The sequence below is a fragment of the Serratia bockelmannii genome (assembly GCF_008011855.1).
GTDB lineage: Bacteria > Pseudomonadota > Gammaproteobacteria > Enterobacterales > Enterobacteriaceae > Serratia > Serratia bockelmannii.
Window position 1 is genome coordinate 448,213 of record NZ_VOUX01000002.1, and the last position, 26,254, is coordinate 474,466.

Annotated in this window: 26 protein-coding genes; 13 read left to right on the top strand and 13 right to left on the bottom strand. The window is 58.2% G+C overall.

What is annotated here, in order from left to right; genetic code table 11:
• Positions 1-218 precede the first annotated feature (218 nt).
• Complete coding sequence (ispB, locus tag FOT55_RS04180; protein WP_025305045.1) at positions 219-1,190, top strand: octaprenyl diphosphate synthase; 972 nt, start codon at positions 219-221, stop codon at positions 1,188-1,190.
• Positions 1,191-1,240: 50 nt separating this feature from the next.
• Here the strand turns inward: ispB and FOT55_RS04185 are convergent, their stop codons facing one another.
• Entirely contained in the window at positions 1,241-1,597 is a 357-nt protein-coding gene (locus FOT55_RS04185) for a DNA-binding protein (protein ID WP_025305044.1), read from the bottom strand.
• 180 nt (positions 1,598-1,777) lie between these two features.
• Here FOT55_RS04185 and FOT55_RS04190 point away from each other — a divergent pair, with 180 nt between their 5' ends.
• Entirely contained in the window at positions 1,778-2,038 is a 261-nt protein-coding gene (locus tag FOT55_RS04190; RefSeq protein ID WP_004933567.1) for a helix-turn-helix domain-containing protein, read from the top strand.
• A 67-nt stretch (positions 2,039-2,105) separates the two neighbouring features.
• Here the strand turns inward: FOT55_RS04190 and mdh are convergent, their stop codons facing one another.
• A complete protein-coding gene (gene mdh, locus FOT55_RS04195; RefSeq protein WP_004933569.1) occupies positions 2,106-3,044 on the bottom strand; it encodes a malate dehydrogenase in 939 nt (312 codons plus the stop codon).
• Positions 3,045-3,508: 464 nt separating this feature from the next.
• Between mdh and argR the strand changes: the two genes are divergently transcribed.
• The 3 genes from argR to yhcN (FOT55_RS04210) all read left to right on the top strand — a co-directional run bounded on the left by argR (position 3,509) and on the right by yhcN (FOT55_RS04210) (position 5,030).
• Positions 3,509-3,979: a transcriptional regulator ArgR gene (gene argR, locus FOT55_RS04200; protein ID WP_016929335.1), complete on the top strand. Its 471-nt coding sequence runs from the start codon at positions 3,509-3,511 to the stop codon at positions 3,977-3,979.
• A 403-nt stretch (positions 3,980-4,382) separates the two neighbouring features.
• Entirely contained in the window at positions 4,383-4,646 is a 264-nt protein-coding gene (gene yhcN / locus FOT55_RS04205; RefSeq protein WP_025305043.1) for a peroxide/acid stress response protein YhcN, read from the top strand.
• Between the two features lie 120 nt (positions 4,647-4,766).
• Complete coding sequence (yhcN, locus tag FOT55_RS04210) at positions 4,767-5,030, top strand: peroxide/acid stress response protein YhcN (RefSeq protein ID WP_025305042.1); 264 nt, start codon at positions 4,767-4,769, stop codon at positions 5,028-5,030.
• Between the two features lie 197 nt (positions 5,031-5,227).
• Here yhcN (FOT55_RS04210) and mpl read toward each other — a convergent pair whose 3' ends face one another.
• Positions 5,228-6,607: a UDP-N-acetylmuramate:L-alanyl-gamma-D-glutamyl-meso-diaminopimelate ligase gene (mpl, locus tag FOT55_RS04215; protein ID WP_033636810.1), complete on the bottom strand. Its 1,380-nt coding sequence runs from the start codon at positions 6,605-6,607 to the stop codon at positions 5,228-5,230.
• A 169-nt stretch (positions 6,608-6,776) separates the two neighbouring features.
• On the opposite strand from mpl, the gene fbp reads away from it, so the two are divergent.
• Complete coding sequence (gene fbp / locus FOT55_RS04220) at positions 6,777-7,781, top strand: class 1 fructose-bisphosphatase (RefSeq protein WP_004933587.1); 1,005 nt, start codon at positions 6,777-6,779, stop codon at positions 7,779-7,781.
• A gap of 45 nt (positions 7,782-7,826) precedes the next feature.
• Here fbp and FOT55_RS04225 read toward each other — a convergent pair whose 3' ends face one another.
• Complete coding sequence (locus FOT55_RS04225; protein WP_147823153.1) at positions 7,827-9,380, bottom strand: methyl-accepting chemotaxis protein; 1,554 nt, start codon at positions 9,378-9,380, stop codon at positions 7,827-7,829.
• A 261-nt stretch (positions 9,381-9,641) separates the two neighbouring features.
• Here FOT55_RS04225 and ppa point away from each other — a divergent pair, with 261 nt between their 5' ends.
• The gene (gene ppa / locus FOT55_RS04230) at positions 9,642-10,172 is read left to right on the top strand and encodes an inorganic diphosphatase (RefSeq protein ID WP_004933594.1); all 531 of its coding nucleotides are present in this window, start codon (positions 9,642-9,644) and stop codon (positions 10,170-10,172) included.
• A 53-nt stretch (positions 10,173-10,225) separates the two neighbouring features.
• Here the strand turns inward: ppa and FOT55_RS04235 are convergent, their stop codons facing one another.
• The 3 genes from FOT55_RS04235 to tamA are packed head-to-tail and all read right to left on the bottom strand — an operon-like array spanning position 10,226 to position 16,109.
• Positions 10,226-10,573 (bottom strand): gamma-glutamylcyclotransferase family protein, encoded by a 348-nt coding sequence (locus FOT55_RS04235; RefSeq protein WP_025159589.1) that lies wholly within the window; start codon positions 10,571-10,573, stop codon positions 10,226-10,228.
• Positions 10,574-10,575: 2 nt separating this feature from the next.
• Positions 10,576-14,394 (bottom strand): autotransporter assembly complex protein TamB, encoded by a 3,819-nt coding sequence (tamB, locus tag FOT55_RS04240; protein WP_089196441.1) that lies wholly within the window; start codon positions 14,392-14,394, stop codon positions 10,576-10,578.
• Positions 14,391-16,109, bottom strand: coding sequence for an autotransporter assembly complex protein TamA (gene tamA, locus FOT55_RS04245; RefSeq protein ID WP_169540592.1), 1,719 nt, complete (start codon positions 16,107-16,109; stop codon positions 14,391-14,393). The genes tamB and tamA overlap by 4 nt, the downstream gene beginning before the upstream one ends.
• A 304-nt stretch (positions 16,110-16,413) precedes the next feature.
• Here tamA and msrA point away from each other — a divergent pair, with 304 nt between their 5' ends.
• Together msrA and paeA are read left to right on the top strand one after the other, a co-directional pair.
• Positions 16,414-17,055: a peptide-methionine (S)-S-oxide reductase MsrA gene (msrA, locus tag FOT55_RS04250; RefSeq protein WP_043139288.1), complete on the top strand. Its 642-nt coding sequence runs from the start codon at positions 16,414-16,416 to the stop codon at positions 17,053-17,055.
• A gap of 180 nt (positions 17,056-17,235) precedes the next feature.
• Positions 17,236-18,567, top strand: a complete 1,332-nt coding sequence (gene paeA, locus FOT55_RS04255) for a polyamine export protein PaeA (RefSeq protein WP_004933603.1) — start codon at positions 17,236-17,238, stop codon at positions 18,565-18,567.
• Between the two features lie 69 nt (positions 18,568-18,636).
• Here paeA and FOT55_RS04260 read toward each other — a convergent pair whose 3' ends face one another.
• Positions 18,637-18,843 carry a DUF1107 domain-containing protein gene (locus FOT55_RS04260; protein WP_004933604.1) on the bottom strand — a complete coding sequence of 69 codons (207 nt, stop codon included), beginning with the start codon at positions 18,841-18,843 and terminating at the stop codon, positions 18,637-18,639.
• A 330-nt stretch (positions 18,844-19,173) separates the two neighbouring features.
• On the opposite strand from FOT55_RS04260, the gene FOT55_RS04265 reads away from it, so the two are divergent.
• The gene (locus FOT55_RS04265; protein ID WP_025305036.1) at positions 19,174-19,731 is read left to right on the top strand and encodes a YtfJ family protein; all 558 of its coding nucleotides are present in this window, start codon (positions 19,174-19,176) and stop codon (positions 19,729-19,731) included.
• A 1-nt stretch (position 19,732) separates the two neighbouring features.
• On the opposite strand, the gene cysQ is transcribed toward FOT55_RS04265, so the two are convergent.
• The gene (gene cysQ, locus FOT55_RS04270) at positions 19,733-20,473 is read right to left on the bottom strand and encodes a 3'(2'),5'-bisphosphate nucleotidase CysQ (protein WP_033644177.1); all 741 of its coding nucleotides are present in this window, start codon (positions 20,471-20,473) and stop codon (positions 19,733-19,735) included.
• A gap of 255 nt (positions 20,474-20,728) precedes the next feature.
• Here cysQ and FOT55_RS04275 point away from each other — a divergent pair, with 255 nt between their 5' ends.
• Both FOT55_RS04275 and ytfE read left to right on the top strand, forming a co-directional pair.
• Positions 20,729-22,681 carry a bifunctional 2',3'-cyclic-nucleotide 2'-phosphodiesterase/3'-nucleotidase gene (locus FOT55_RS04275; RefSeq protein ID WP_147823154.1) on the top strand — a complete coding sequence of 651 codons (1,953 nt, stop codon included), beginning with the start codon at positions 20,729-20,731 and terminating at the stop codon, positions 22,679-22,681.
• A 113-nt stretch (positions 22,682-22,794) separates the two neighbouring features.
• On the top strand, positions 22,795-23,460 hold the full coding sequence (ytfE, locus tag FOT55_RS04280; protein WP_025305034.1) for an iron-sulfur cluster repair protein YtfE: 666 nt from the start codon (positions 22,795-22,797) through the stop codon (positions 23,458-23,460).
• A 43-nt stretch (positions 23,461-23,503) separates the two neighbouring features.
• Here ytfE and fklB read toward each other — a convergent pair whose 3' ends face one another.
• Positions 23,504-24,124 (bottom strand): FKBP-type peptidyl-prolyl cis-trans isomerase, encoded by a 621-nt coding sequence (gene fklB / locus FOT55_RS04285; protein ID WP_004933618.1) that lies wholly within the window; start codon positions 24,122-24,124, stop codon positions 23,504-23,506.
• Between the two features lie 267 nt (positions 24,125-24,391).
• Between fklB and FOT55_RS04290 the strand changes: the two genes are divergently transcribed.
• Positions 24,392-25,063 (top strand): OapA family protein, encoded by a 672-nt coding sequence (locus FOT55_RS04290; RefSeq protein WP_060433981.1) that lies wholly within the window; start codon positions 24,392-24,394, stop codon positions 25,061-25,063.
• 3 nt (positions 25,064-25,066) lie between these two features.
• On the opposite strand, the gene FOT55_RS04295 is transcribed toward FOT55_RS04290, so the two are convergent.
• The 3 genes from FOT55_RS04295 to rpsR all read right to left on the bottom strand — a co-directional run bounded on the left by FOT55_RS04295 (position 25,067) and on the right by rpsR (position 26,251).
• Positions 25,067-25,420, bottom strand: coding sequence for a DUF488 domain-containing protein (locus tag FOT55_RS04295; RefSeq protein ID WP_025305032.1), 354 nt, complete (start codon positions 25,418-25,420; stop codon positions 25,067-25,069).
• A gap of 111 nt (positions 25,421-25,531) precedes the next feature.
• On the bottom strand, positions 25,532-25,984 hold the full coding sequence (gene rplI, locus FOT55_RS04300; protein ID WP_004933629.1) for a 50S ribosomal protein L9: 453 nt from the start codon (positions 25,982-25,984) through the stop codon (positions 25,532-25,534).
• A gap of 39 nt (positions 25,985-26,023) precedes the next feature.
• A complete protein-coding gene (gene rpsR, locus FOT55_RS04305) occupies positions 26,024-26,251 on the bottom strand; it encodes a 30S ribosomal protein S18 (protein ID WP_000135199.1) in 228 nt (75 codons plus the stop codon).
• Positions 26,252-26,254 lie beyond the last annotated feature (3 nt).

Here is a 26,254-nt window from a genome sequence, read left to right on the forward strand (position 1 = left end):
AATATTCACAATAGGGCGCGAATTCTACGCAAAAAAGCAGCGTATGACAAGAGCAGAATAAGACCAGAACAAGAAAAAAGAAGAAAAAAAGCGCAGTTTCTTTCGTGGCGTTTATCTGAACCGTTTTTCAAGTACAATCATAGGGACAGTTACCGCCATGTACCGATGTGAGCAGCGATCTCAACGCGGTGAAGAGAAACACAGCTGAAAAAAACACAATGAACCTAGAGCAAATTACCGAGTTAACCGCGCAAGATATGGCGGCCGTGAACGCAACAATTCTCGAACAGCTGAATTCCGATGTCACGCTCATCAATCAGCTTGGCTATTACATTATCAGCGGTGGCGGTAAGCGCATCCGGCCGATGATCGCCGTCCTGGCGGCGCGGGCGTTGGGCTATGAAGGCAACAAGCACGTCACCGTCGCCGCCCTGATCGAATTCATTCATACCGCCACGCTGCTGCATGACGACGTCGTCGACGAATCGGACATGCGCCGCGGCAAAGCCACCGCCAACGCGGCGTTCGGCAACGCCGCCAGCGTGCTGGTCGGCGACTTTATCTATACCCGCGCCTTCCAGATGATGACCAGCCTGGAATCCCTGCGCGTGCTGGCGCTGATGTCGGAGGCGGTCAACGTCATCGCCGAAGGCGAAGTGCTGCAGTTGATGAATGTGCACGATCCCGACATCAGCGAAGAAAGCTATATGCGGGTGATCTACAGCAAAACCGCCCGTCTGTTTGAGGCGGCGGCGCAATCGTCGGCGATCCTGTCCGGCGCCAGCGCCGAACAAGAGAAGGCGCTGCAAGATTATGGCCGCTACCTCGGCACCGCTTTCCAGCTGATCGACGATCTGCTCGACTACAGCGCCGACGGCAGCACCCTGGGCAAAAACACCGGCGACGATCTGAACGAAGGGAAGCCGACCCTGCCGCTGCTGCACGCGATGCACAACGGCGACGACGCCCAGCGTGACATGATCCGTGGCGCAATTGAGCAAGGCAACGGCCGTCATTTGTTGGAGCCGGTACTGCAGGCGATGCAGCAATGCGGTTCGCTGGAATACACCCGCCAACGCGCCGAGGAAGAGGCCGACAAGGCGATCGCCGCGCTGCAGGTGTTGCCGGCATCGGAGCACCGCACGGCGCTGGAAGGCCTGGCCCATTTAGCGGTGCAACGCGATTTTTAAGAAATCGTGATTTCGCAATACACTCATCAGGCCCGCGTACGCGGGCCTGCTTAGGTATTGCTCTCTTCGTCGATACGCGCCAGCAGGCCGCCAATCCCTTCCCGCATCAGGAAAGCCACCATTTTCTCGCGCTCGCTCTCCGTCAAATGGTAGTAATACTCGATCCAGACCGCCAACGGATCCTGGCGTTCTACGTCATAGGCCGCCCCGTCTTCCTTCAGCACCAGCAGGTTACGCACACCTGAAGGCAGGCTATCGATATGGTATTCCAACGCTTTTCCCTGCACGCCTTTACGCCTGCGGCTGATCCAGCCTTCGCGCCGGGCCATCAAATTGATTCCCTGTGGTGAGGAGGGTAATCCTGCGATGCCTGTCAGTTCCTTGGCGGCAAACCACTCGTTTTTCATGGCCATCATCTCTGGGCAATAGTGGGTAACGTCATTTTTGGAAATTACCTGGGTATTTTTTAGGAAATTTAATGGTATTCTGGTTTCCGAATAAACGTTTCACGTTGTTCAAACGCTTAACTTTGACTCGTTAGTTATACCACTAACGCAACTTTGGCTAATCAGAAAAGGAATGTAAACATGAATTCAAGGAACCCAGATTGGCACCCGGCAGATATCATCGCGGCGCTACGCAAGCAGGGCACCACGCTGGCGGCGGTATCGCGCAAGGCCGGATTGAGCTCATCGACGCTGGCCAATGCGCTGTCGCGCCCGTGGCCGAAGGGGGAATGGCTGATCGCCGAAGCGATAGGCATTCACCCATCGGAGATCTGGCCAAGCCGTTATTACGATCCGCACAGCGATTGCCTGCTGGATCGCAAAGCACGCATCAAGTCGTGAACGCGGAACAAAAAAAAACCGCCGGAACAGCGTCCGGCGGCGTTTATCGGCTGACTCTCGGTATCGATCAGTTATTGATGAACTTCTCGCCCAGTTCGATATCTTTGTGCAGCACGTCCAGCATCTCGTTCAGCGCTTTCTGCTCGAAGGCGCTCAGGGTGCCGATATCTTTACGCTCTTCAACGCCGTTCTTGCCCAGCACCAGCGGCTGCGCGAAGAAGCGAGCGTATTTGCCGTCGCCTTCAACGTAAGCGCATTCCACAACGCCTTTTTCGCCCTGCAGCGCACGCACCAGAGACAGACCGAAACGTGCGGCCGCCTGGCCCATGGACAGCGTTGCAGACCCGCCGCCGGCTTTGGCTTCTACCACTTCGGTACCGGCGTTCTGAATGCGTTTGGTCAGATCCGCCACTTCCTGATCGGTGAAGCTCACACCAGGGATCTGCGACAGCAGAGGCAGAATGGTCACGCCAGAGTGGCCGCCGATAACCGGCACGTTCAGCTCTTCCGGCTGCTTGCCTTTCAGCTCGGCCACGAAGGTGTTGGAACGGATGATATCCAGCGAAGTCACGCCGAACAGTTTGTTCTTGTCGTAAACGCCGGCTTTTTTCAGCACTTCCGCCGCGATGGCGACCGTGGTGTTAACCGGGTTGGTGATGATGCCGATGCAGGCTTTCGGGCAGGTTTTCGCCACTTGCTCAATCAGGTTACGCACGATGCCGGCGTTAACGTTGAACAGATCAGAGCGATCCATGCCTGGCTTACGGGCCACGCCGGCGGAAATCAGCACCACGTCCGCACCGTGCAGAGCCGGGGTCGCGTCTTCGCCGCTGAAGCCTTTAATTTTAACTGCGGTTGGGATGTGGCTTAAGTCGACGGCAACGCCTGGGGTAACGGGGGCAATGTCGTAGAGAGAGAGTTCAGAACCTGAAGGAAGCTGGGTTTTGAGTAGAAGGGCGAGGGCCTGGCCGATACCGCCAGCAGCACCGAGAACTGCAACTTTCATCCTATACTCCTTTATTATCTTAAATATATAAAGCGCCGTGAATGTGTTGGTTACGGACCTTGAGTCATTACACCTTTTAAAACAATAAATTAGCCAATTCTTGCCTGCAGGTGTAATAAAACGGCCGCTGTCGCGCCCATTTTAGATTAAATCGCTTGCGCATGAAGGGCATAGCGCACACTAATCAAAAATAGTGCGAGGTTATTCACGAGCAAGTTAACCGGCCGTTACATTACACCCTTACGCAACATCAGAACAACATCATTTTAATAACATTTTATTTACCACCGTAGGCCGATTTTCCGTCGTCAAAAGGGCATATTCATCGCGGCCGGATTTTGTTAAAATGCCGCCCTTTCCTCGCCGCCCGGTCTTTTTTATTTTCTTTGGGGCGGCCTTTGTTGCATAAAAATTCATCTATATGCATAATCATGACTTCCACTATCAACATTCCACGGTGCAAAATGCGTAATCCCGCAAAACAGGAAGATCTGATCAAGACGTTCAAAGCGTTATTGAAAGAAGAAAAATTCAGTTCTCAAGGCGAGATCGTTTTGGCGCTGCAAGAAGAAGGCTTCGAAAACATTAACCAATCCAAAGTATCGCGCATGCTGACCAAGTTCGGCGCGGTACGTACGCGCAATGCCAAAATGGAAATGGTGTATTGCCTTCCTGCCGAACTCGGCGTGCCGACCACCACCAGCCCGTTGAAGAATCTGGTGCTGGACGTCGACCATAACGACGCCGTCGTGGTGATCCATACCAGCCCGGGCGCCGCGCAGCTGATCGCCCGCCTGCTCGACTCACTGGGTAAATCCCAGGGCATCCTCGGCACGATTGCCGGCGACGATACCATTTTCGTCACCCCGTCCAGCGGCTTTACCGCTCAGAAGCTGCATGAAGCGATCCTGGGCGTGTTTGAGCAAGAGCTGTGAAACCTGGCGCTAACAAAGTGCGGCTACCTTCCGCATTTTGTTAGCGCTTCTTTAACCCTCGCGTTACCTCCCCGGCCTTTAACCGCGTTTAACACTGCTTTTTTATCCCGCAACAACACATTTCCATGACATCGCCATGTAACCAGCAGTACCCACTGTGATCTTCCGCACTTTTGGTTAAAAGCACTTACCTTATTGAAATTACATAAATTTAACATCAAAAGATCGTTTTATGAGCGTTTTTTATTCCTTGCAGTTATAAAAAATAAGGATCATAAGGTTAAAGTTTCACTAGCAACTGTTAGCGAACTATTAATTTTTCGCGTTACTAGCTGTATACTCATTTTCGTGAACTGAATCACAGTTCGTTGGAACTGATAAAAGAATACGATGAGGTGAGATGATGAAAATTAAAGCTACCGTTGCAACCCTGAGCGTTCTGTCCATGCTTTCATTTGGTGCATTCGCAGCACAATCTGTTGATGCAACCCAGGCCGCACAACTGCAACCCGCCGGTGTGATCACCGTGAGTGGCGTCGCCGCTGCGCCTTCCGACATTCGCCAGGCACTGTCTGACAAAGCTGACGCCAAAGGGGCGACCGCTTACCGCGTGATCGAAGCGCGCAACGACGGCAACTTCCACGCGACCGCTGAAATCTACAAATAAGTAACGACATTACCCGGCAACGGGCAATACATCTCTGGAATCAAACGCTGTCATAACGGCCTTCAAGAATAAAAATCGCTGCCAAGCCCTTCCAGGCTGTTATGACCAAGGATCGCTATCATGAACATGAAAACTACTCTTGCTGCACTCGGTCTGCTGTCCGTCATCTCCTTCGGCGCATCTGCCGCCCAGTTGGTGACTAACGATCAGACCGCCAATCTGCAATCTATCGGCACCATTACCGTCAGCGGTATCGACGGCGCACCGACCGACATTCGCCAGGCGCTGTCGGAGAAAGCCGACGCTAAAGGCGCGACCGCCTACCGCGTGATCGAAGCGCGTAACGAAGGCAACTACCACGCCACCGCCGAGATTTACAAATAACAACTCTGGGAACGGCTTTGCAGAGCTGATTACCCTCGTCACTGCCACTGCCGAGTTCTGACGCAAACGCCGATTTCCCAGAGACCCTCTCGTCGTCCTATCCGACGAACCCCGTTGCCCTCGCTCGCGAGGGCTTTTTTATGGGCGTAAAAAAGGCCGCAAATGCGGCCCTTAGAGTGGCTTATGCTACTGAACAATCAGTAGGTCACCTTCGGTTCCTGCTTTTTCGCCAGCGCGTCCAGCAGGCGATCGTGAATGCCGCCAAAACCGCCGTTGCTCATCACCAGAATGTGGTCGCCCGGCTGTGCGGTTTTCACCACCATGTCCACCAGCGTGTCGAGATCCGCGCTCCAGTGCGCCGGCTGCACACAGGCATCAGCCACTTCCGCTACCTGCCATGGAATGTGATGCGGCTGGAACAGGAACACTTCGTCGGCGCGGCCGAGCGAAGGCGCCAGATCGTTTTTGCTGATGCCCATTTTCATGGTGTTGGATCGCGGTTCCAGCACCGCCAGAATGCGCGCCGTGCCGCCGACCTTGCCGCGCAACGCGGCCAGGGTGGCCAGGATCGCGGTCGGGTGGTGCGCGAAGTCGTCGTAAACCGTGACGCCGTTGGCTTCGCCACGCAGCTCCAGGCGGCGGCGGGCGTTGATGAAATCGCCCAACGCGCGGCAGGCGTCCGCCGGCTGCACGCCAACGTGGCGAGTCGCGGCGATGGCCATCAGGCCGTTATGCATGTTGTGCTCGCCCACCAGCGCCCAGTTCACTTCGCCAACCTGCTCGCCGTCGAGGAACACCGCGTAATGACTGGCGTCCGGCGTCAGCTTCTGCGCACGCCAGGTCCCCTCTTCGCCCACCAGCTCCTGTTCGCTCCAGCAGCCCATCGCCATCACCTGCTTCAGGTGGCTGTCGTTGTCCGGCAGGATGATCTTGCCTTTGCCCGGCACCAGGCGCACCAAGTGGTGGAACTGTTTCTGGATGGCTTTCAGATCGTCGAAAATATCGGCGTGGTCGAACTCCAGGTTGTTCATGATCAGCGTGCGCGGGCTGTAGTGCACGAACTTGGAGCGCTTGTCGAAGAACGCGCAGTCATACTCGTCGGCCTCAATCACGAAGAACGGGCTGCCGCCGAGGCGCGCCGATACGTCGAAGTTGCCGGGCACGCCGCCGATCACGAAGCCGGGCTGGTAACCGCAGGCCTCGAGGATCCAGGTCGCCATGCCGGCGGTGGTGGTTTTGCCGTGGGTACCGGCGACCGCCAGTACCCAGCGATCGCGCAACACGGCGTCGTGCAGCCACTGCGGGCCGGAAACGTAAGGGATGCCACGCTCCAGCACCGCCTCCACGCACGGGTTGCCGCGCGTCATGGCGTTGCCGATGATCACCAGATCCGGCGCCGGATCCAACTGGGCTGGATCATAACCCTGAATAAGATCGATCCCCTGGTTCTCCAGCAGCGTGCTCATCGGCGGATAGACGTTGGCGTCCGAACCGGTGACGTCATGCCCCAGTGAACGCGCCAGCATCGCCAGCCCGCCCATAAAGGTGCCACAGATCCCAAGAATGTGAATGCGCATAGGTTTCTCATGTGAGTGCATCGAATGTCGGCATATTCTAACGCTCAGAATCGTCCAGAAGAAATGGATTTGCCTATGAATGGCGCGCATCTTTGGGCTACACTGCTCGCGAAAACGTTGGCGGTTTGTTAACAGGCCGCTATCCATCCGTAGATTCAGGGATTGTGTCATGAAAACGTTAGGCGAATTTATCGTCGAGAAACAGCACGACTTCTCGCACGCCACCGGCGAGCTGACCGCGTTACTTTCTGCCATTAAACTGGGCGCCAAAATCATCCACCGCGACATCAACAAGGCTGGCCTGGTTGATATTCTGGGGACCAGCGGGGTGTCCAACGTACAGGGCGAAGTTCAGATGAAACTGGACCTGTACGCGAACGAAAAACTGAAAGCGGCGTTGAAAGCGCGTGGTGAAGTTGCGGGTATCGCTTCCGAAGAAGAAGATGAAATCGTGATATTCGACGGCGAGCGTGCTGAAAATGCCAAGTATGTCGTATTGATGGATCCGTTGGACGGTTCGTCCAACATCGATGTCAACGTCTCGGTCGGTACGATTTTCTCTATCTACCGTCGCATCACGCCGGTCGGCACACCGGTGACCGAAGAAGACTTCCTGCAGCCGGGCAGCGCCCAGGTCGCAGCGGGTTACGTGGTTTACGGTTCGTCCACCATGCTGGTGTACACCACTGGTTACGGTGTCCACGCCTTTACTTACGACCCGTCTCTGGGCGTGTTCTGCCTCTCCCACGAGAAAGTACGCTTCCCGGCGAGCGGCAACATGTATTCCATCAACGAAGGCAACTACATCAAGTTCCCTCTCGGCGTGAAGAAATACATCAAGTACTGCCAAGAGCAGGATGAAGCGACGCAGCGCCCTTACACCTCGCGCTACATCGGTTCTCTGGTGGCGGACTTCCACCGCAACCTGCTGAAAGGCGGCATCTACATCTACCCAAGCACCGCCAGCCATCCGCAAGGCAAGCTGCGCCTGCTGTACGAATGCAACCCGATGGCGTTTCTGGCCGAACAGGCCGGCGGTAAAGCCAGCGACGGCAAAAACCGCATTCTGGACATCACGCCGGTGAAACTGCACCAGCGCGCGCCATTCTTCGTCGGCACCAAGTCGATGGTAGAAGACGCAGAACGCTTCATCGCCGAAAACCCGGACGAGTAACGCGTTTCTGGCAAGGGTTCGGCACCGCGCCGAACCCTTATCGCCTTACAGCTTGAACGCCGCCATGCTCTGCGCCAGCAGCTGAGCCTGATCTTCCAGCGAGCGCGTTGCCGCCGCAGACTCTTCCACCAGCGCCGCATTCTGCTGCGCCACCTGATCCATCTGCGCCACCGCCAGGTTTACCTGTTCGATACCGCTGCTTTGTTCGCGCGTCGCCGCCGAGATCTCACGCATCAACGCCGTCACCCGGCCCACTTCACCGGTGATGCCGCTCATGGTCTGCGCGGCCGACTCCACCATCTGTTCGCCTTCCTGCACCCGGTTCTGCGACGCTTCAATCAGCCCTTTAATCTCTTTCGCCGACTGGGCGCTACGCTGCGCCAGACTGCGCACTTCACCGGCCACCACCGCGAAACCGCGGCCTTGCTCGCCGGCACGCGCCGCTTCCACCGCCGCGTTCAGCGCCAGGATATTGGTCTGGAAGGCGATGCCGTCCATCACGCTGATGATGTCGGCGATGCGGCGCGAACTGTCGGTGATCGCCTGCATCTTGCTCATCACCTGGCTGACCACGTCACTGCCCTGGTTGGCGATATCGGACACGCTCAGCGCCAGTTGGTTGGCCTGCTCGCAGTTCTCGGCGTTCATTTTCACCGTCGAAGTCAGCTGTTCCATGCTGGCGGCGGTCTCTTCCAGCGAAGCGGCCGACTCTTCGGTACGCTGCGCCAGATGCAGGTTACCGGCCGCCAGTTCGCGTGAACCGGTGTCGATCTGGCTGCTGGCATCGCGCACTTTGCTGACCGAACTGGCCAACGCCTGCTGCATACGCTGCATCGCCCGCACCAAGCGGCCCATCTCGGTATCACCCTCACCGCGGATCTCATGGGTCAGATCGCCGCCGGCGATGTGTTCCAACTGCGCGATGGACTCGCCCAACGGGCGCAAAATGATCACGCGCAGCGCGAACCAGGCCAGCACCGCCAGCAGCACGCTGAGCAGGCCCGCCACCACGATCAACGAGATCTTGGTGCTGGCGTTGTTTTCCGCGTCATACACCTGCTTTTCGCCGAGCTTCATGGCAAAGCTGCGGAAATCGCTGAGATCCTTTTCAAACGCGATGCTCAGCGCAGAGATGCGGGTCTCCTGAATATGGTAATACTCATCGATTTTGCCGGCCTTGATGGCGGCAGCCATCGGCTTCACGCCCTGCTCGAGGTAGGCGCGATAGCTGTTTTGCAGACGATTGGAGAGTTCGCGGCCGCGATCGGTCACGGTGCCGACGCCGACAAAGCGCGCCATTTCCTTGTTTGACTGATCGAGGTAACCGTAGATGCGGCCCACGGTGGCGTCGGACACATCGATCTGGCCGATCTCCCGTTGGCGCACCGCCAACGAAGCGGCGGTTCGGGCGCGCAGCGTCAGGTTGGAGCTGTTGGCCAGCGAGCCCAGCTCTTCACCGAGGATCTGATTCAAGGTATGGATCGATCGCGATCCTTCGTTAATCGCGTTGACGCCAATAACGCTGACCATGATCAGCAACATGGTCATCAGGCTCAGCAGGGCGATCAGCCCAGCCTTCACCGTAATCTTTTTTAGCATGAGTTCTTCCCGGCTTCAGAAATTGTGAGATCAGACGTAGTAGGGGTGGCAAAACGCGGAGCCAGCTTTGCTAGCTCATTATTGTTTGTTGAAGTTATCGGCAGGCGAAGGCAAAACTTCATGCCGCGGCGGGATTAATCTGGAAATTATCCCTGCGCCGGCACACTGGGTTTTCGACGATGAAAAGGGCAGGAAATCGCAAAAGAGTCCGCTATAATAGCCGCCACTCCATTTCTGGTTTGATGATTAAAGGAAACCGACATGAGCTTGAATCTGGTCCCTGCTGGCAAAGACCTGCCGGAAGACATCTACGTAGTAATCGAAATCCCGGCCAACGCCGATCCAATCAAATACGAAATCGACAAAGAAACCGGCGCGCTGTTCGTTGACCGTTTCATGTCCACCGCGATGTTCTACCCGTGCAACTACGGCTACATCAACCACACCCTGTCTCTGGACGGTGACCCGGTTGACGTGCTGGTCCCAACCCCATACCCGCTGCAGCCGGGCTCCGTGATCCGCTGCCGTCCGGTTGGCGTACTGAAGATGACCGACGAAGCCGGTGAAGACGCCAAGCTGGTTGCGGTACCACACAGCAAGCTGACCAAAGAGTACGATCACGTGAAAGACGTGAACGACCTGCCGGAACTGCTGAAAGCCCAGATCGCTCACTTCTTCGAGCACTACAAAGATCTGGAAAAAGGCAAATGGGTGAAAGTGGAAGGCTGGGCAGACGCTGCCGCGGCTAAAGCGGAAATCATCGCCTCCTTCGAACGCGCTGCCAAGAAGTAATTCCAGCCGCCGTCCGATGAAAAAACACCGCTCATTGAGCGGTGTTTTTTTTCTTACTGTTCTTCGAGACGCTTCAGCCAGTCACCGCTGGTAATCCGCGGGTAACCGTCCACGCTGTGTTTGTACAGGTAGATCCACGCACTCCCATAAGGCGTCTGAATCAGCTCGCGCTTATAGTCCTTGGTGTTGCTTTTCAGTTCGTCCAGCTCTGCCAGAATCGATGAGTTAATACGATACACCTCGCAATGTATCGTGCCCTCTCCAGGGATCGCCGCCGGGTAATGGCCCAGATTATAAATCTGATAGCCTTCGAGCTCGTGCTCGCCGAGCCATTGGGCGTTGGTCATCCAATGGCTGTTTCCCTGTTTGCGCCGTAAACTGCCGTAGACAATTATTCGCATCGCTAAAACTCAAACTGATAGAGCAAATCTAATGCCTGGTCGAGACCAGACACCGCTTCAAGATACAACTTAGGCATCAGGCGATAACGCAACGTCAGCGTGGCCAGCGAGTCGAAAATGCCCACCCCATATTTTACTTGTAAGCCTGGGAGGACATAGCCGCTCACGACAACCTGGGAATTGTCGCCAACCCCTTGAGTGTCCAGAGCCAAATTACTCACGCCGAATGCCTCGCCGATTTTACCCACAAGTTGACCACTTTGTGCAACCCCCATGCCGATTAACATCGACGTCATGGCGTTGCCGTCGGCGCCGGAGCTGCTCAAGCCCTGGCCGCGCAGCAGATAAGACAAGGCTTCCTGTTGCGATTTGGCCGGATCGGAGAACACTTCCAGCTTCGGTGCATCCGCCAGGCCGGTCACGCGCACGCCGGCAGTCACGTCGTCCTCGGTGGATTCCGGGTTGCGGATCGCTTCAATATTGAGCAGCGGCTGATCCGGCGGGCCGGAGAACATCAGCTGCCCTTTACGCACGATCAAATCCTGACCATAAGCATGGAAGCGACCGGAAGGGATGTCAATCTGGCCGTTGAGGCCCAGCCCTTTCTTGTCCTGTACCACTTTCAAATCGCCCTTCAAGCGGGCTTTCAGGCCGAAGGCGTCCAGCCGCACGTCATTGCCGACGTGGATCATCAGGTTGCTGTTGATCGGGATCGAAGCGGTCTTCGGCTGAATCGGCTTCAGCTGATCGTCCAGCATCACCTCGTCGGAAGAGACGCCCACCGCGCTTTCCGGCAGCTCCTGCACCGTAATGCGCGCCCAAGGGATATCGACCTTGCCGTTGAGCGAGAACAGCTGCGGCGTGGCTTCGAACACCAGATCCGGCGACACGTCGATGCGGATCATCGGCGGCACCGTCACCCGCAGCTTGTCGCCCTTGGCGGCAATGCGCGCACGCCAGGCGTTGATGTCACGCCAGTCTGCATCGCCCGCCAGATTCAGCTGGCCGCGGGTGGTGCTGAGCAGCCCCTCCAGCGTCGAGGTCATGCCGTTGAAATTCACCGCCAGCCGCGCGTCGGTCATATCGAACGGCATCCAGTGCCCCTGCACCTTCGCCCGATCCAACGCCAGACGCCCGAACACCAGCGGCTTCTGCGCGCTGCCGCCCAGACGCAGGTTGGCATTCAGCATGCCCGCTGCACTTTCGCCCTTCATCAGCGCCGGGTTGATCAGCGCCAGCGAGATGTTGGTGATATTGACGTTGCCGCTGATGGTGCGCCGCACCTGCGGATCCACCACCTGGATATTGCCGTCAAACTGGCCGTTGTTGGTCAGTTTGATCCGCCAGTCGGCCTGCGCGCGGCCGTTGTTCAGGCCGGCGTTGAGGGTCAGCGTATCGAAAGCGATAGGCAGCGCGTTGCCCTGCACCTGCTGTACCACCTTGACGCCGTTGCCGGCCAGCGTGACTTTCGCCTCCGGCAGCGCGCCGCCTGGTTTCCAGCTGACGTCGGCCCGGCCGGTGAACACGCCGCTCAGGGCGGTTTCCGGGCCGAGAAACGGCTTGATCATCGCCAGGTCGAACCGATTGAGCACCACGCTAGCCTGGCCGCTCTGGCCGGCTTCAATGGTCTTCGGCACGCACAGCTCGGCGTTCGGGTTCTGCCAACAGTGCGGCCCGATGCTGATTTTCTGCGCGGTGTTCAGGTAATCCAGCGCGATGGCGCGCGTCAGGCGCCACTCCCCTACCGGCGTATCGAAGCGGGTATTGTTCAAATTGCCGCGCCAGCGCTGCTGCTGACGATCGAAGCTGCCCTGCAGCGCCAGCTGGCCGGAGACCGGTTTGCCGTCGATCTTCAACTGCAGCTGATGCTGCTTCTCGCTGCCTTTGGCGTCGAGGGTCAGCAGGCTGACTTCCAGCGCGTCCTGCTTCAGCTGCTCGACGCGTACCGCCAACTGCCCCTGGATCTGATCCGTGGAGCGCACGTCGCCGTCTATTTTCACGCGGTTGATACGCAGCGCCTGCCACTGCAAGCCGGAGGCGGTCAAATCCGCCAGCAGTTGCGGCGCCTGCAGATTGCCGCGCAGTTTCAACAGCCCTTTGGCGGTGCCGCCCAGGCCCGGCAGCGCGCCGTCCAGACGCGGCGCGTCGATGTTGGCGTCCAGGTTCCAGCTTTTCTCATCCAGCTGCCCTTTGACGTTCAGCTGGTTGCGCCCCAGCGTCAGATCGATGCCGGGGATTTTCCACTGCCCGGCGGCGTTGCCGCTCAGCGTACCGCGCGCCGTGACCTTGTTCTGCTTCACGTTGCCGTCCAGCTGCAGCACCGGCACCTGCAGCTGCCAGCTGCCGCCGTGCAGGCTGCCGCGCGTGGTGATCTTGCCATCCAGCTTCGCCGGCCATTCCGGCCACTGCTTGGCGGTATTGATGCCGCTCAGCGTCAATTGCGAGTTCCAGCTGATGGCCTTGCTCCAGTCCACCAGCGCAGTGAGATCGGTATTGCCCTGCAGCGCCGCCAGCCGCAGGCGCTCCAGCTTGAACTGCTCAACGTTGCCTTTGCCGTCCAGCGTCAGCACCGCCGGCGGCAGATCCTGGCCTTTCAGATTGGCGCGTGTCGACAGCGCATAGTCGGTCGCCTTGCCGTTAAAGCGCAGGCGAAAATCGTTGACCTGGTACTGCGCCTCGCCGCTCAGCGGCCATTTCAGCTGCTTGCTTTGCAACGTCAGCGCCAGCGGCAAGCCGGCTTCGGCCAGCCGGGTTTGCACATCGAGCTGGGCGCCGACCGGGCCGGACAGGTTCAGCGCGACTTTCAGCTCATCACGCAACCCGCCACCGATGTTCAGCTTCACCTTCTCGCCCTTCAGCGGTTCGATGTTCAGCGCGCTGTTGGCGGTCAGGGCCACCGGCCAGTCGCCGGTCAGGGTCGCCTGCCCCTGCACCGACAGCGTGCCCTGCGGCGACTTCACGTCGAAGTTGTCCAGTTGGATATGCTGATCCTGCGTGCTGGCCTGCAGCAACAGACTCGTGATCAGCACGTCGGTATCGCCGGTCAAGCGCAGCTGTTCGCCGCTGATCTCTTTGACGGTGATATCCAGCGGCAGGCGGATGTCCGGCAGATCCGGCAACAGCGGTTTGGCGAACAGTTCCTTCAGCGTTTCGCCGAGCGGCTTCTCTTCCGGCTGCGGCGCCGGTTTCGCCGCGTCGGTAACCTGCTCACCGACCTTTTTCGCTACCTCAACCGCCGGTTGCACCGCTTCCGGCAACGGATTTTGCGGCGTTTTCGGCAAGGCGATCAGCAACGAGCCGATCTTGGTTGGCATCAGCGTCAGCGCGCGCTCTTGCCACTGTGCGCCGGTGCGGAACTCGGCCAGAGAAATGGCGGTGTCGTCGACGGTGACCTTGACGTTGTTCAGCGCCAACAGGCGCAGGGTGATCGGATAAGGGGTGCTGAGATTGGAGGTCGGCTCACTGCTCTCCTCCACCGGCGTGGAGGGCGCCATCTCTTTGGTGTTCACCGCCACGTCCACGTCCTGAGCGGTCAAGGCGTTGACGCACAGCGAGCTGCGTTTAAAGCAGGAGAGATCGAGGGACAGATGGAATTGCCCAGCGTTGACCGTCACGCCCGGCATCTGATACTTCACGCCCTTCAGCGTCAGATCGCGCCAGCCGCCGCTGACGCCGGCGATCTCCAGCCCCGGCACCCAACGCGCCGCGCCGTTGATGACCATATGCAAACCGGTGGTAGTGCCCACCAGAAAGGCCAGCCCGCCGATCAGCAACAGCAGGACGACCAGAAATCCGAGACAAATCTTTTTAACCAGGCTCATAGTTCAGGCCCCAAACCGATGTAGAACTGCATCCCGTGAGTGTCCTTGTCCCCCACGGGCGCGGCGATATCCAACTTCACCGGCCCCACCGGCGACTGCCAGCGCACGCCGACACCGGCGCCGGTCTTGAAGTTGCTTTTCTTGATATCGTTCACCGCTTCACCGGAATCGACGAACATTGCCCCCCACCATTTGCCGGTCACGTTGTATTGATACTCCAGCGAGCCGGTCAGCATCTTGGAGGCGCCGGTCAGCTTGCCATCGTCGCCGCGCGGCGAAATGTCTTTGTACTTGTAGCCGCGAATGCTGCGGTCACCGCCGGCGAAGAAGCGCAAATCCGGCGGCACCTTGTCGAAGTCGTTGGTTTCTATCCATCCCACCTGCCCGCGCGCCACGAAACGATGCTTGTCGGCAAGCGTGCGGATCCAGACGTTTTGCGCCTGCATCAGCGCGAAGTCCACGCCGGAGCCCCAGGTGGTGTCGGACACGTCGATGGAGTAGCGTTGGCTGTCGCCCCAGGTCGGCATCAGGCCACCGCGTGAGCGGGTGCGGTTGAAGCTGACGCCGGGGTACAACAGCATGGTAGTGTTGCTGACGTTGCCCTGGGTAAAGTTATCCCAGCGCCAGGTCAGGTTGATCGCCCGCTGCCAGCCGCTGGAGAGATCCCAGTTGCGCGAGGCCACCACTTTGGAGGTCACGGATTTGGTGTCGTTAAGATCGACGTTCTTGAGCCCGCCCTGCAGCAGGTAATACTGCTCCAGCGGATTCTTCAGCAGCGGGATCTTATAGGTCAGATCCAGTTGCTGCTCCGGCGCCGACACGCTGGCGCTGGTTTCCAGGCTGTGGCCGCGATCGTTGAGCCAGGGCTTTTTCCAGGTGCCTTTCACCCGCGGGCCGACGTCGGTGGAGTAACCGATACCGGTTTCGATGGTATTGCGCGTACGCGGCGTTACCAGCGCGTCCAACGGCAAAATCTTGTTCTCTTTGGCATCGTTGAAATCAGGGGACACCACCACCGAGTTGAACCAGTTGGTAGCGGACAAACGGCGGTTCAGCTCGGCCAAATCCTCCGAACTGTAGTAATCCCCCTGATGAAAGGGCACCAGATTTTGCAGATAGTCTTCGCGGATTTGCGAACCGGTGAATTTCACCTTGCCGAAGCGGTAACGTTCGCCGCTGTTGAAATCGATGTCCCAAAACGCCTTGTGCAGATCTTCGGCCACGCCGAGCTGGCTTTTGGTCATGTCGGCGTCGAAATAGCCTTTGCGCAGCGCCAGGCCGGTGAGCGAGCCTTTGAAACTGTCATACTTGCCGTGGTTGAGGATCTCGCCGATGGTCGGCCGCCCCTTCTTTACCAGCGTCAGGTAGTCTTCATCGGTCTTCGCGCCGCCCTCCAGCACGATATTGGCGCCGGCGATACGCACCGGCTCGCCCGGATTGACCTTGGCATGCAGCACCGGGCGCGACATTCCCGGTCGGTCGTCCAGCGTAAACTCGATGGTCGGCTGGTAATAGCCGAGCGCGCGCAGCCCCTGGCGCACCGCCTCATCCACCCGCGCGCGGAAGCGGCCGTCGGTGCCGACCTCTTCAGGCGTGATCGACGACAGGCGCACCCGGACGTTTTTTTCCAACTCTCCGCTTAACCCCTCCACCTGCAGCCGCACGTTCGCCGCATAGGCCGCAGGTGCCGCAAGCAACACAGATATCAAGCACATGACCGGGTACTTTGGCACGTGTTCTCCTTATTGATTTTACTTTCCTGTTATGGTGTTTGCTCCGGGGCCAGGGCAGACTCCGCGCTATCATGACGGCAGCCCTCTTCAACCTTATTCCGGACGCCGCCCGCCGCGCTTTGCCACCGCCGCGCAACAGGCGAATTCTTCACTTTTGGCGCTCAAAATACTGCGTTAAGCTTATACAAAATCCAACTTGCCACTTATTGTGGGCAAAGACGCGGTGAGATACAACCGAACCGCCGCCATGTAGGGTCAATTCTTACTGTGACAACAGGAGTCAACCGTGGTGCCATTTTTTGATAAATCACAAACCGTCGATAAGGCAAGCGCGCTGCCTGGCCGCACCACGCCAATGCCTGTCGCAACGCTCAACGTGGTCACCGAACACTCGATGACCCAGGTGCCGGCAGGCATGGAAGTGGCGATCTTCGCCATGGGCTGTTTCTGGGGCGTTGAGCGTCTGTTCTGGCAGCAGCCGGGCGTCTACAGCACCGCCGCCGGCTACAGCGGCGGCTATACGCCGAACCCGACCTACCGCGAAGTGTGCAGCGGCCAGACCGGCCACGCCGAAGTGGTACGCGTGGTGTTCGATCCGCAGGTCGTCAGCTACAAACAGCTGCTGCAGGTATTCTGGGAAAATCACGATCCGGCGCAGGGCATGCGCCAGGGCGGCGACGTCGGCACTCAGTACCGCTCGGCGATTTATACGCTGAGCCCAGAGCAGCAGGCCGAGGCGGAAAGCAGCCTGCAACGCTTCCAGCAGGCGATGGACGCGGCGGGCGACAAGCGCGTCATCACCACCGAGATCGCGCCGGCGCTGCCGTTCTATTATGCGGAAGACGATCATCAGCAGTACCTGTTCAAAAACCCGGAAGGCTACTGCGGGCTGGGCGGCATCGGCGTTTGCCTGCCGCCGCAGGGCTGATCCGATGCTAGCCGGCGGCACTTTTTTAACCGCTGGCGGCCCCTGTGGGGCAACTGCTATACTATGCGGGCCGCTTCTGCGGCCCGATAGCTTCCCTTCTGGTTGTTATCGCTGCTTTTTTTACTATGTACTACCCTTCCTCAAGAGCGCCGTCATCCCGTCGGCACGTATGGATAGATTATGTTAAACAGTATTTTACTGATTCTTTTTCTGATCGCGGTGAGTGCGTTCTTCTCACTGTCGGAAATCTCTCTGGCCGCCTCGCGCAAGATCAAACTGAAGCTGATGGCCGACGAAGGTAACGTCAACGCCGCCAGAGTGCTCAAGCTGCAAGAAACCCCAGGCATCTTCTTCACCGTGGTGCAGATCGGCCTGAACGCCGTGGCCATCCTCGGCGGTATCGTCGGCGACGCGGCTTTCTCTCCCACCTTCAAGGTGTTGTTCGATCGCTTCCTGTCGCCTGAACTGGCAGAACAGGTCAGCTTCATCTGCTCCTTCGTGCTGGTGACCAGCCTGTTTATCCTGTTCGCCGATTTGACCCCGAAGCGCATCGGTATGATTGCACCAGAGACGGTCGCCGTCCGGATCATCAACCCGATGCGTTTCTCCATCATGATCTTCCGCCCGCTGGTGTGGTTCTTCAACGGCATGGCCAACCTGATCTTCCGCATGTTCAAGCTGCCGATGGTGCGTAAGGACGATATCACCTCCGATGACATCTACGCGGTGGTGGAAGCCGGCGCCCTGGCGGGCGTGCTGCGCAAGCAGGAGCACGAGCTGATTGAAAACGTGTTCGAGCTGGAATCGCGCACCGTGCCGTCTTCGATGACCTCACGCGAAAGCGTGGTGTACTTCGATCTGCGCGAAAGCGAAGAAAGCATCAAGGAGAAGGTCTCGACCCATCCGCACTCCAAGTTCCTGGTGTGCGACGGCCATATCGATCAGGTGGTGGGTTACGTCGATTCCAAAGACCTGCTGAACCGCGTGCTGGGCAACCAGAGCCTGGTGCTGAGCAGCGGCGTGCAGATCCGCTCAGCGCTGATCGTGCCGGATACGCTGACGCTGTCCGAAGCGCTGGAAAGCTTCAAAACCGCCGGCGAAGACTTCGCGGTGATCCTCAATGAATATGCGTTGGTGGTGGGCATCATCACCCTTAACGACGTGATGACCACGCTGATGGGCGATCTGGTCGGCCAGGGCCAGGAAGAACAGATCGTGGCGCGCGACGAAAGCTCATGGTTGATTGAAGGCGGCACGCCGATCGACGACGTGATGCGCGTGCTGGACATCGACGAATTCCCGCAGGCGGGCAACTACGAGACCATCGGCGGCTTTATGATGTATATGCTGCGCAAGATCCCGAAACGCACCGACTTCGTCAAATACGCCGGCTACAAGTTCGAGGTGGTGGATATCGACAGCTACAAGATAGACCAGTTGCTGGTCACCCGGCTGAGCGACAAACCGGCGGCGGTGCTGCCGAAAGCGCCAGACGACACCCCGGCGGCCTGACGGCGCGAAGGACAGAAACATCAGCGGCCCCATCGGGGCCGCATTTTTTTACCGCTGTCAGCGAGGTGTTCACCCCATCTCGGTCTGCAACAGCAGCACCTGACGGTTCACTTCAGACATCACGCTGAAATGGCGCTTGTCGCGAATCTTCGGCGGCAGGATTTTCCCTTCGTCGAATTCAAATGCGCCTACGTCCTTGATATACAGCCTTCCACGAAACAGGGTCTTAACGTACTTTGCCACTTTCAAAGGGTTATAACGCTGGAAGATTCTCATTCTTTTACGCTCCTCCCGTTGATCCATGCGCTCAGCGAGCCGCCAAAGGTGGCAGCCTCGAAATTCAGAACGCAACTTGATTGCATGTAGTAGACCCAGTAAAGACCAGAACGTTCACTTCTGCCTGGTTATCTACGCTGGATTTACACTTTTTGACAGAATTGTATATGATAATTTATAACGTTTTCAGGATATCCCTTCAAAATCTGATGATTAGCGAACCAAGGGAAAATCTGCGATCCGGTTAACAGGACAGACCTCTTATCACATCCTATGCTTTAGGCTGTCGAAGTGCTGTCGCACAAATTCCCCCCATTACAAGGAGAAAGCATGAAAACAAGTCGCATGCTGATGGTATCCCTGCTGCTCGCCCCACTTTTCGCTTCCGCGCACAACTTCCAGCTCCAGCAGCGCGTAGCGCCGGTTGGCGTCAGCGACAAAGGAGAGCTCAACTACGCTGACGGTAATTTTAGCTACCAAAACTGGAACAGCGCGCAGCTCAGTGGAAAAGTGCGAGTGATACAACATATTGCCGGCCGCAGCTCCGCCAAAGACATGAACGACCCACTGATTGAAGCGATCAAGAAAGCGAAGCTACCACACGATCGTTACCAAACGACGACAATCGTCAACACCGACGATGCCCTGATGGGCACCGCGATGTTCGTGCGCAGCAGCATTGAAGACAGCAAGAAGGAGTTCCCGTGGTCGCAGTTTATCGTCGACAGCGACGGTAACGTGCGCAAGGCCTGGGATTTGCAGCCGAAAGGCTCAGCCATCGTGGTGCTGGATAAGCAAGGGCGCATTCAGTTTGCTAAAGACGGCGCGCTGACGCCGGAAGAGGTGCAGCAGGTGATATCCAAACTGCACCAGCTGTTGGCGAACTAACTCAGAACAGCGACACCCGGAAGCCGGGGTTGAGGAAAGATTCACGCGGGGTATAGAGCAACGGCTTGCCCTGCCAATCGTGAATTTGCGCCCCGGCAGCCACCGCCACCGCATGCCCTGCGGCGGTATCCCAAATGTTGGTCGGCCCAAAGCGCGGATAAAGCTGCGCCTTGCCTTCCGCCACCAGGCAAAACTTCAGCGAGGAACCGACGGACACGGTCTGGTGCTCGCCCAGTTGCTGAAGGTAATCTTTCAGCTCGTCGTCGATATGCGAGCGGCTCACCACCACCAGCGGCGGATGCGCGTTGCTGACGCCGATCGCCTGCCGCACGCCCTTCTCTTCTTTCCAGGCCTTGCCGCGCTCCGCCAGATACAGCACGTCGATCGCCGGGGCATACACCACGCCCATCACCGCCTGCCCGTCTTCAATCAGGGCGATATTGACCGTGAACTCGCCGTTGCGGTGCAAAAACTCTTTGGTGCCGTCCAACGGATCGACCAACCAGTAGCGCGTCCAGTTGCGGCGCTCTTCCCACGCCGGCGGATCCTCTTCCGACAGCAGCGGCACCTCCGGCGTCAGGGCCGCCAGGCCGCGCTTGATGATGTGATGCGCCGCCAGATCGGCCGCCGTCACCGGTGAGTCATCTTTTTTCTGTGCGACATCAAGCGGTTGTTCACCGTCGTACACCGCCATGATCGCCGCCCCCGCCTCGCGGGACAGTTGGCAAATTCGCTCTAACATCATGCACCTCAACTCTGCATCTCCGTGGGAAATTTCCCTCTGTCTCTGCTAGCAGACTAGTTTTTTTTACGCCGAATATCCATCTCAACCGGCTAAGCCACGGGAAATCCTCAGATCTTGTTGGGCACAACTGTGAACTTCCCCGCGTTACCTGCTCCCGTTTTCTGCCACACTTCACAGTTTACTGTGGCAAGCAGTGTTAATTACATTTCCCTCTGCGATAACACTCGAATAATGGAATGGAGAGAACCCCAAATGATGAAGCATCCACTGACGCTGTCCGCGCTTGCGCTGCTGGTGTGCGCCTCGGCGCAGGCGGCGACCGTCGATCTGCGCGTGCTGGAAACCACCGATCTGCACAGCAACATGATGGACTTCGATTACTACAAGGACACGCCGACCGACAAATTCGGCCTGGTGCGCACCGCCAGCCTGATCCAACAGGCGCGCCAGCAGGCCGCCAACGCGGTGTTGGTGGACAACGGCGACATCATTCAGGGCAGCCCGCTCGGCGACTACATGGCAGCCAAGGGGCTGAAACCGGGTGACGTGCACCCGGTCTATAAGGCGATGAACACGCTGGACTACGTCGTCGGCAACATCGGCAACCATGAGTTCAACTACGGGCTGGACTATCTGAAGAACGCCATCGCCGGCGCCAAATTCCCGTACATCAACGCCAACGTCATCGACGCCAAAACGCAAAAACCGCTGTTCACGCCGTACATCATCGTCGATACGCCGGTGAAAGACCGCGACGGCAAGGCGCATACGCTGCGCATCGGCTATATCGGCTTCGTGCCGCCGCAGATCCTGGTGTGGGACAAAGCCAACCTGCAGGGCAAAGTGACAGTGGACGACATCACCGCCACCGCCAAGCGCTACGTGCCGCAAATGCGTAAACAGGGCGCCGATCTGGTGGTGGCGATCCCGCATTCCGGGCTGTCCAGCGAGCCTTACAAGGCAATGGCGGAGAACTCAGTCTACTACCTCAGCCAGGTGCCGGGCATCGACGCCATCATGTTCGGTCACGCCCATGCGGTGTTCCCGAGCAAAGACTTCGCCAACATCAAAGGCGCGGATATCGACAAAGGCCTGCTGAACGGCGTACCGGCGGTGATGCCGGGCCAATGGGGCGATCATCTCGGCGTGGTCGATCTGCAGCTCAACAACGATAACGGCAGTTGGAAAGTGACCGCCGCCAAAGCGGAAGCACGGCCGATCTACGATAAAGAGAACAAGACATCGCTGGCGGCGGAAGATGCCGCGCTGGTGAAGGTGTTGGCGGACGATCACAAAGGCACGCGCGAGTTCGTCAGCCAGCCGATCGGTAAATCCGACGGCAACATGTACAGCTACCTGGCGCTGGTGCAGGACGATCCGACGGTGCAGATCGTCAACAATGCGCAGAAGGCCTACGTCGAACATTACATCCAGGGCGATCCGGACCTGGCCGCTCTGCCGGTGCTGTCGGCGGCGGCGCCGTTCAAGGTCGGCGGCCGCAAGAACGATCCCGCCAGCTTCGTCGAAGTGGAAAAAGGCCAGCTCACCTTCCGCAACGCCGCCGATCTCTATCTCTACCCCAATACGCTGGTGGTGGTGAAGGCCAGCGGCAAAGAGGTGAAAGAGTGGCTGGAGTGCTCCGCCGGCCAGTTCAACCAGATCGACGTCAACAGCGCCAAGCCGCAGGGCTTGATCAACTGGGACGGCTTCCGCACCTATAACTTCGACGTGATCGACGGCGTCAACTACCAGATCGACGTCAGCCAGCCGGCGCGTTACGACGGCGAATGCCAGCTGATCAACGAGAAGGCGGAGCGTATCAAACAGCTGACCTTTAACGGCAAGCCTATCGATCCGAACGCCACCTTCCTGGTTGCCACCAACAACTATCGCGCCTACGGCGGCAAGTTTGCCGGCACCGGCGACAAACATATCGCCTTCGCTTCGCCGGATGAAAACCGCTCGGTGCTGGCGACCTACATCAGCGCCGAAACCCAGCGGCATGGCGCGGTGCGCCCGCAGGCGGACAACAATTGGCGTTTGGCTAACTTCAGCAGCAAGCAGCCGCTGGATATTCGCTTCGAGACCTCGCCTTCGGACAAAGCGACGGCGTTTATCAAAGAGCACGCCCAATACCCGATGACCACCGAAGGCAATGACCGTATCGGTTTCGCGGTCTATCGCATCGATTTAAGCGCGAAATAATCACCAGGCCGGGGCACTCCCCCGGCCATCACCTCTATTTTCCCGCTGGCGCGCCCTTTAAATTGCATTTAAAATGCATGTTATAAAATCCCTTCGTTTAAAGAGGCACTACCATGGATTACCGCAATCAATCCCTTGGCGCGCTCGCTATCGCCATTCCCCGGGCATCCCGCCTGTTTCGCCAGCATCAGCTGGATTTCTGCTGCGGAGGCCGGCAATCGCTGGCACGCGCCGCCGAGCGCAAAGGGCTGGATATCGACACACTGGAAAACGAACTGGCCGCCTTGGCTGCCACACCGGAGCAGAGTCGGGACTGGCGCACGGCGCCGCTCGGTGAAGTAATTGATTACATTCTGCCGCGCTTTCATCAGCGGCACCGCGAGCAGCTGGCCGAACTGGTGCTGATGGCGGAAAAAGTCGAACGTGTGCACGGTGACAAACCCACCTGCCCGCGCGGACTGGCGAAGCAGCTGAACCTGATCCGCCTGGATCTGGAGAATCACATGATGAAAGAGGAACAGATCCTGTTCCCGCTGATCAAACAAGGCATGGGGCCGCAGGCCGCCGGACCGATCTCAGTGATGGAACATGAGCATGACGAGGCGGGTGAACAACTGGAGGTGGTGAAGTTCCTCACCGATAACGTGACGCCACCGGAGGGCGCCTGCACCACCTGGCGGGCGCTGTACAACGGCCTCGACGAGTTCATCGGCGATTTGATGGAGCACATCAGCCTGGAAAACAATCTGCTGTTCCCGCGCGCGCTGAGCGGCGCATAAAACAAGGGCGCCATAAAGGCGCCCAGAGCAATCTTCGGTAGGATTACAGGATTTCCAGCAGCTCGACGTCGAACACCAGCGCGCTGAACGGCGGGATGGACGCGCCTGCGCCACGTTCGCCGTAGGCCAGGTTGTGCGGGATATACAGCTGCCATTTGGAACCGACCGGCATCAGGGTCAGCGCTTCAATCCAGCCTGGGATCACGCCGCTGACCGGGAATTCTGCCGGCTGGCCACGCTCGACCGAGCTGTCGAACACGTCGCCGTTGATCAGACGACCGGTGTAGTGCACACGCACGCGATCCTGACGGGACGGGATTGGGCCGTTGCCCTGCTCCAGTACGGAGAACTGCAGGCCAGACTCGGTCAGCGTCACGTCGTCGCGCTTGGCGTTGTCGTCCAGGAATTTCTGGCCTTCAACGGCCATCGCCTGCTGGCGCTCGCGGCGCACCGCATCCGCACGCTCGTGGATTTCACGCAGCGCACGGTGCACCACATCTACCGGAACCGCCGGGGCATTCCCTTCCAGCGCGTCGCGCAGACCCGCCAGCAAAGCTTCCGGTTGCAAACCTTCCAGCCCGGACTCTTGCAGCTGCTGGCCGACCTGTAAACCAATCCCGTAACTTGCTTGCGCTTCAACGCTGTCAAAAGAAGGGGTTGTCATGGGGTTTTCCTTAAGTCTGTAAAAAGTCGAAAGCGCAGCATAACAGCGCGTCAATGCCGGGTAAAATCTTGTGTGGAGAATGATGACTTTTGTCGTAGAAAAAGAAACAATAACCTTCTGTTAACGCCCGCAGCCGCAAACGCCGGCCCTGCCGCTCAGCCGCCTTTCACTTCAATCAGTTAGCGGACTATACTGAAAGCAGGATATCGGGCAGGCAACGCGCTTGCCGCGCCGCGCTCATTATTACGCCGTCGAAGAGAGGTCACCATGGGCAGAATCGCGCCCAGGAGAAGGAAAACCACCCGCATCTACCAGCCGCTGCTGCGCACCTGGCTGAACGTCAGCCAGCGCCTGAAACCGGGCGCCGCACCCACGTCTGAAGGCGCGGAACCGCCATCGGAGCCACCGCCGGCCAACGACAAAATGCAGCAGGTCAAAGCGCTGCTGGCCAAAGTCTGGCATCTGCCGGACGGTTTCCATTGGATGGAGCCGCTGCCCTACTTTCACCGCCGCTGGGTGCTGATCTTCGGCATCATCCTACTGTTGGCGTTGCTGTGGCCCTATTCGCCCGAAAGACAGCCGTTCCCGGTCTCCCACCAAGAAACCAGCGTGCCACTGCAGGCCGATCTGCAAAACGACGGCGGTACCACTTCAGCCAACGAACCGACGCCGGCAGGCAACTGGCAGCGTTACCAAATCCAGCCAGGCCAGACCCTGGCCCAGCTGTTTCGCGATAACAATCTGCCGGTAAATGAAGTGTTTGCCATGGCGCAGGTGGAAGGCGGCGACAAGCCGCTGAGCAACATGAAAGCCGGCCAGGAAGTGCGTATCGAACGCGACGCTAACGGCGTGATTAACGCGCTGTCAGTCACCACCGTGGACAACAGCCAGGCGCTGTTCCGCCGCCAGGCCGACGGCAGCTACCGCCGGGAACGCTAATCCCTACAGCTGCGCCAGCAAAAACTCGCGCAGCACCACGCCCTGATTGTGCTCGGTGTCCTTGCTGCCATACAGCAGCGTCAGCGTTTTCCCCTGCCGTAAGAGCGCCACCAGCGGCTGCCAGGCGTCGTTGGTAGCCAGCTGTTGGCGGTAACGCTCTTCGAAGACTGTCCACTGGTCGGTATGCTGATGGAACCACTTGCGCAGTTCGTCATCCGGCGCCACCTGTTTCAGCCACTGCACGCCCGTCAGCCGCTCCTTGCTGATACCGCGCGGCCATAGCCGGTCTATCAGATAACAGTGTTCCGGCGCCGGCGCGCTGAAGTCATAAACCCGCTGCAGCATAATCTTTGCCATCGCTCGCTCTCCTTTTCATCCCGTCTTCAAGCGTAGCGCGTTTTGCCGGGCGCAGAAAAGCAAAACGCCAGCGCGAGGCTGGCGTTTTAACCGGGTTAACAGCAGCGTAAATTACGCTTCTGCAACCACAACTACATTCAGCTGTGCGAACACGTCGCTGTGTACCTGGAAGTGCACTTCGTGCTCACCAGTGGTACGCAGAACGCCGTTCGGCAGACGAACTTCGCTCTTGGCAACTTCAACGCCTGCCGCAGTCACTGCGTCAGCGATGTCGCGGGTGCCGATAGAGCCGAACAGTTTACCTTCGTCGCCAGATTTGGAAGCGATGGTCACTGAACCCAGTTCGTTGATCTTGGTTGCGCGAGCTTCAGCAGCAGCCAGAACGTCAGCCAGTTTGGCTTCCAGTTCAGCACGGCGTGCTTCGAAGAACTCAACGTTTTTCTTGGTAGCAGGAACAGCTTTGCCCTGTGGTACCAGGAAGTTACGAGCGTAGCCCGCTTTAACGTTAACTTGATCACCCAGGCTGCCCAGGTTTGCTACTTTATCAAGCAGAATAACTTGCATTACCTTATCCTCTCAAAGTCGTTAATGGACAGTGGCCGATTACTGATGACGATCAGTGTACGGCAACAAAGACAGGTAGCGCGCGCGCTTGATAGCACGGGCCAGCTGGCGCTGATATTTTGCACGAGTACCGGTGATACGGCTCGGTACAATTTTACCACTTTCGGTGATGTAGTTTTTCAGCGTAGCGATGTCTTTATAGTCAATCTCTTGAACGCCTTCCGCGGTGAAACGGCAGAACTTGCGACGACGGAAATAACGTGCCATTTG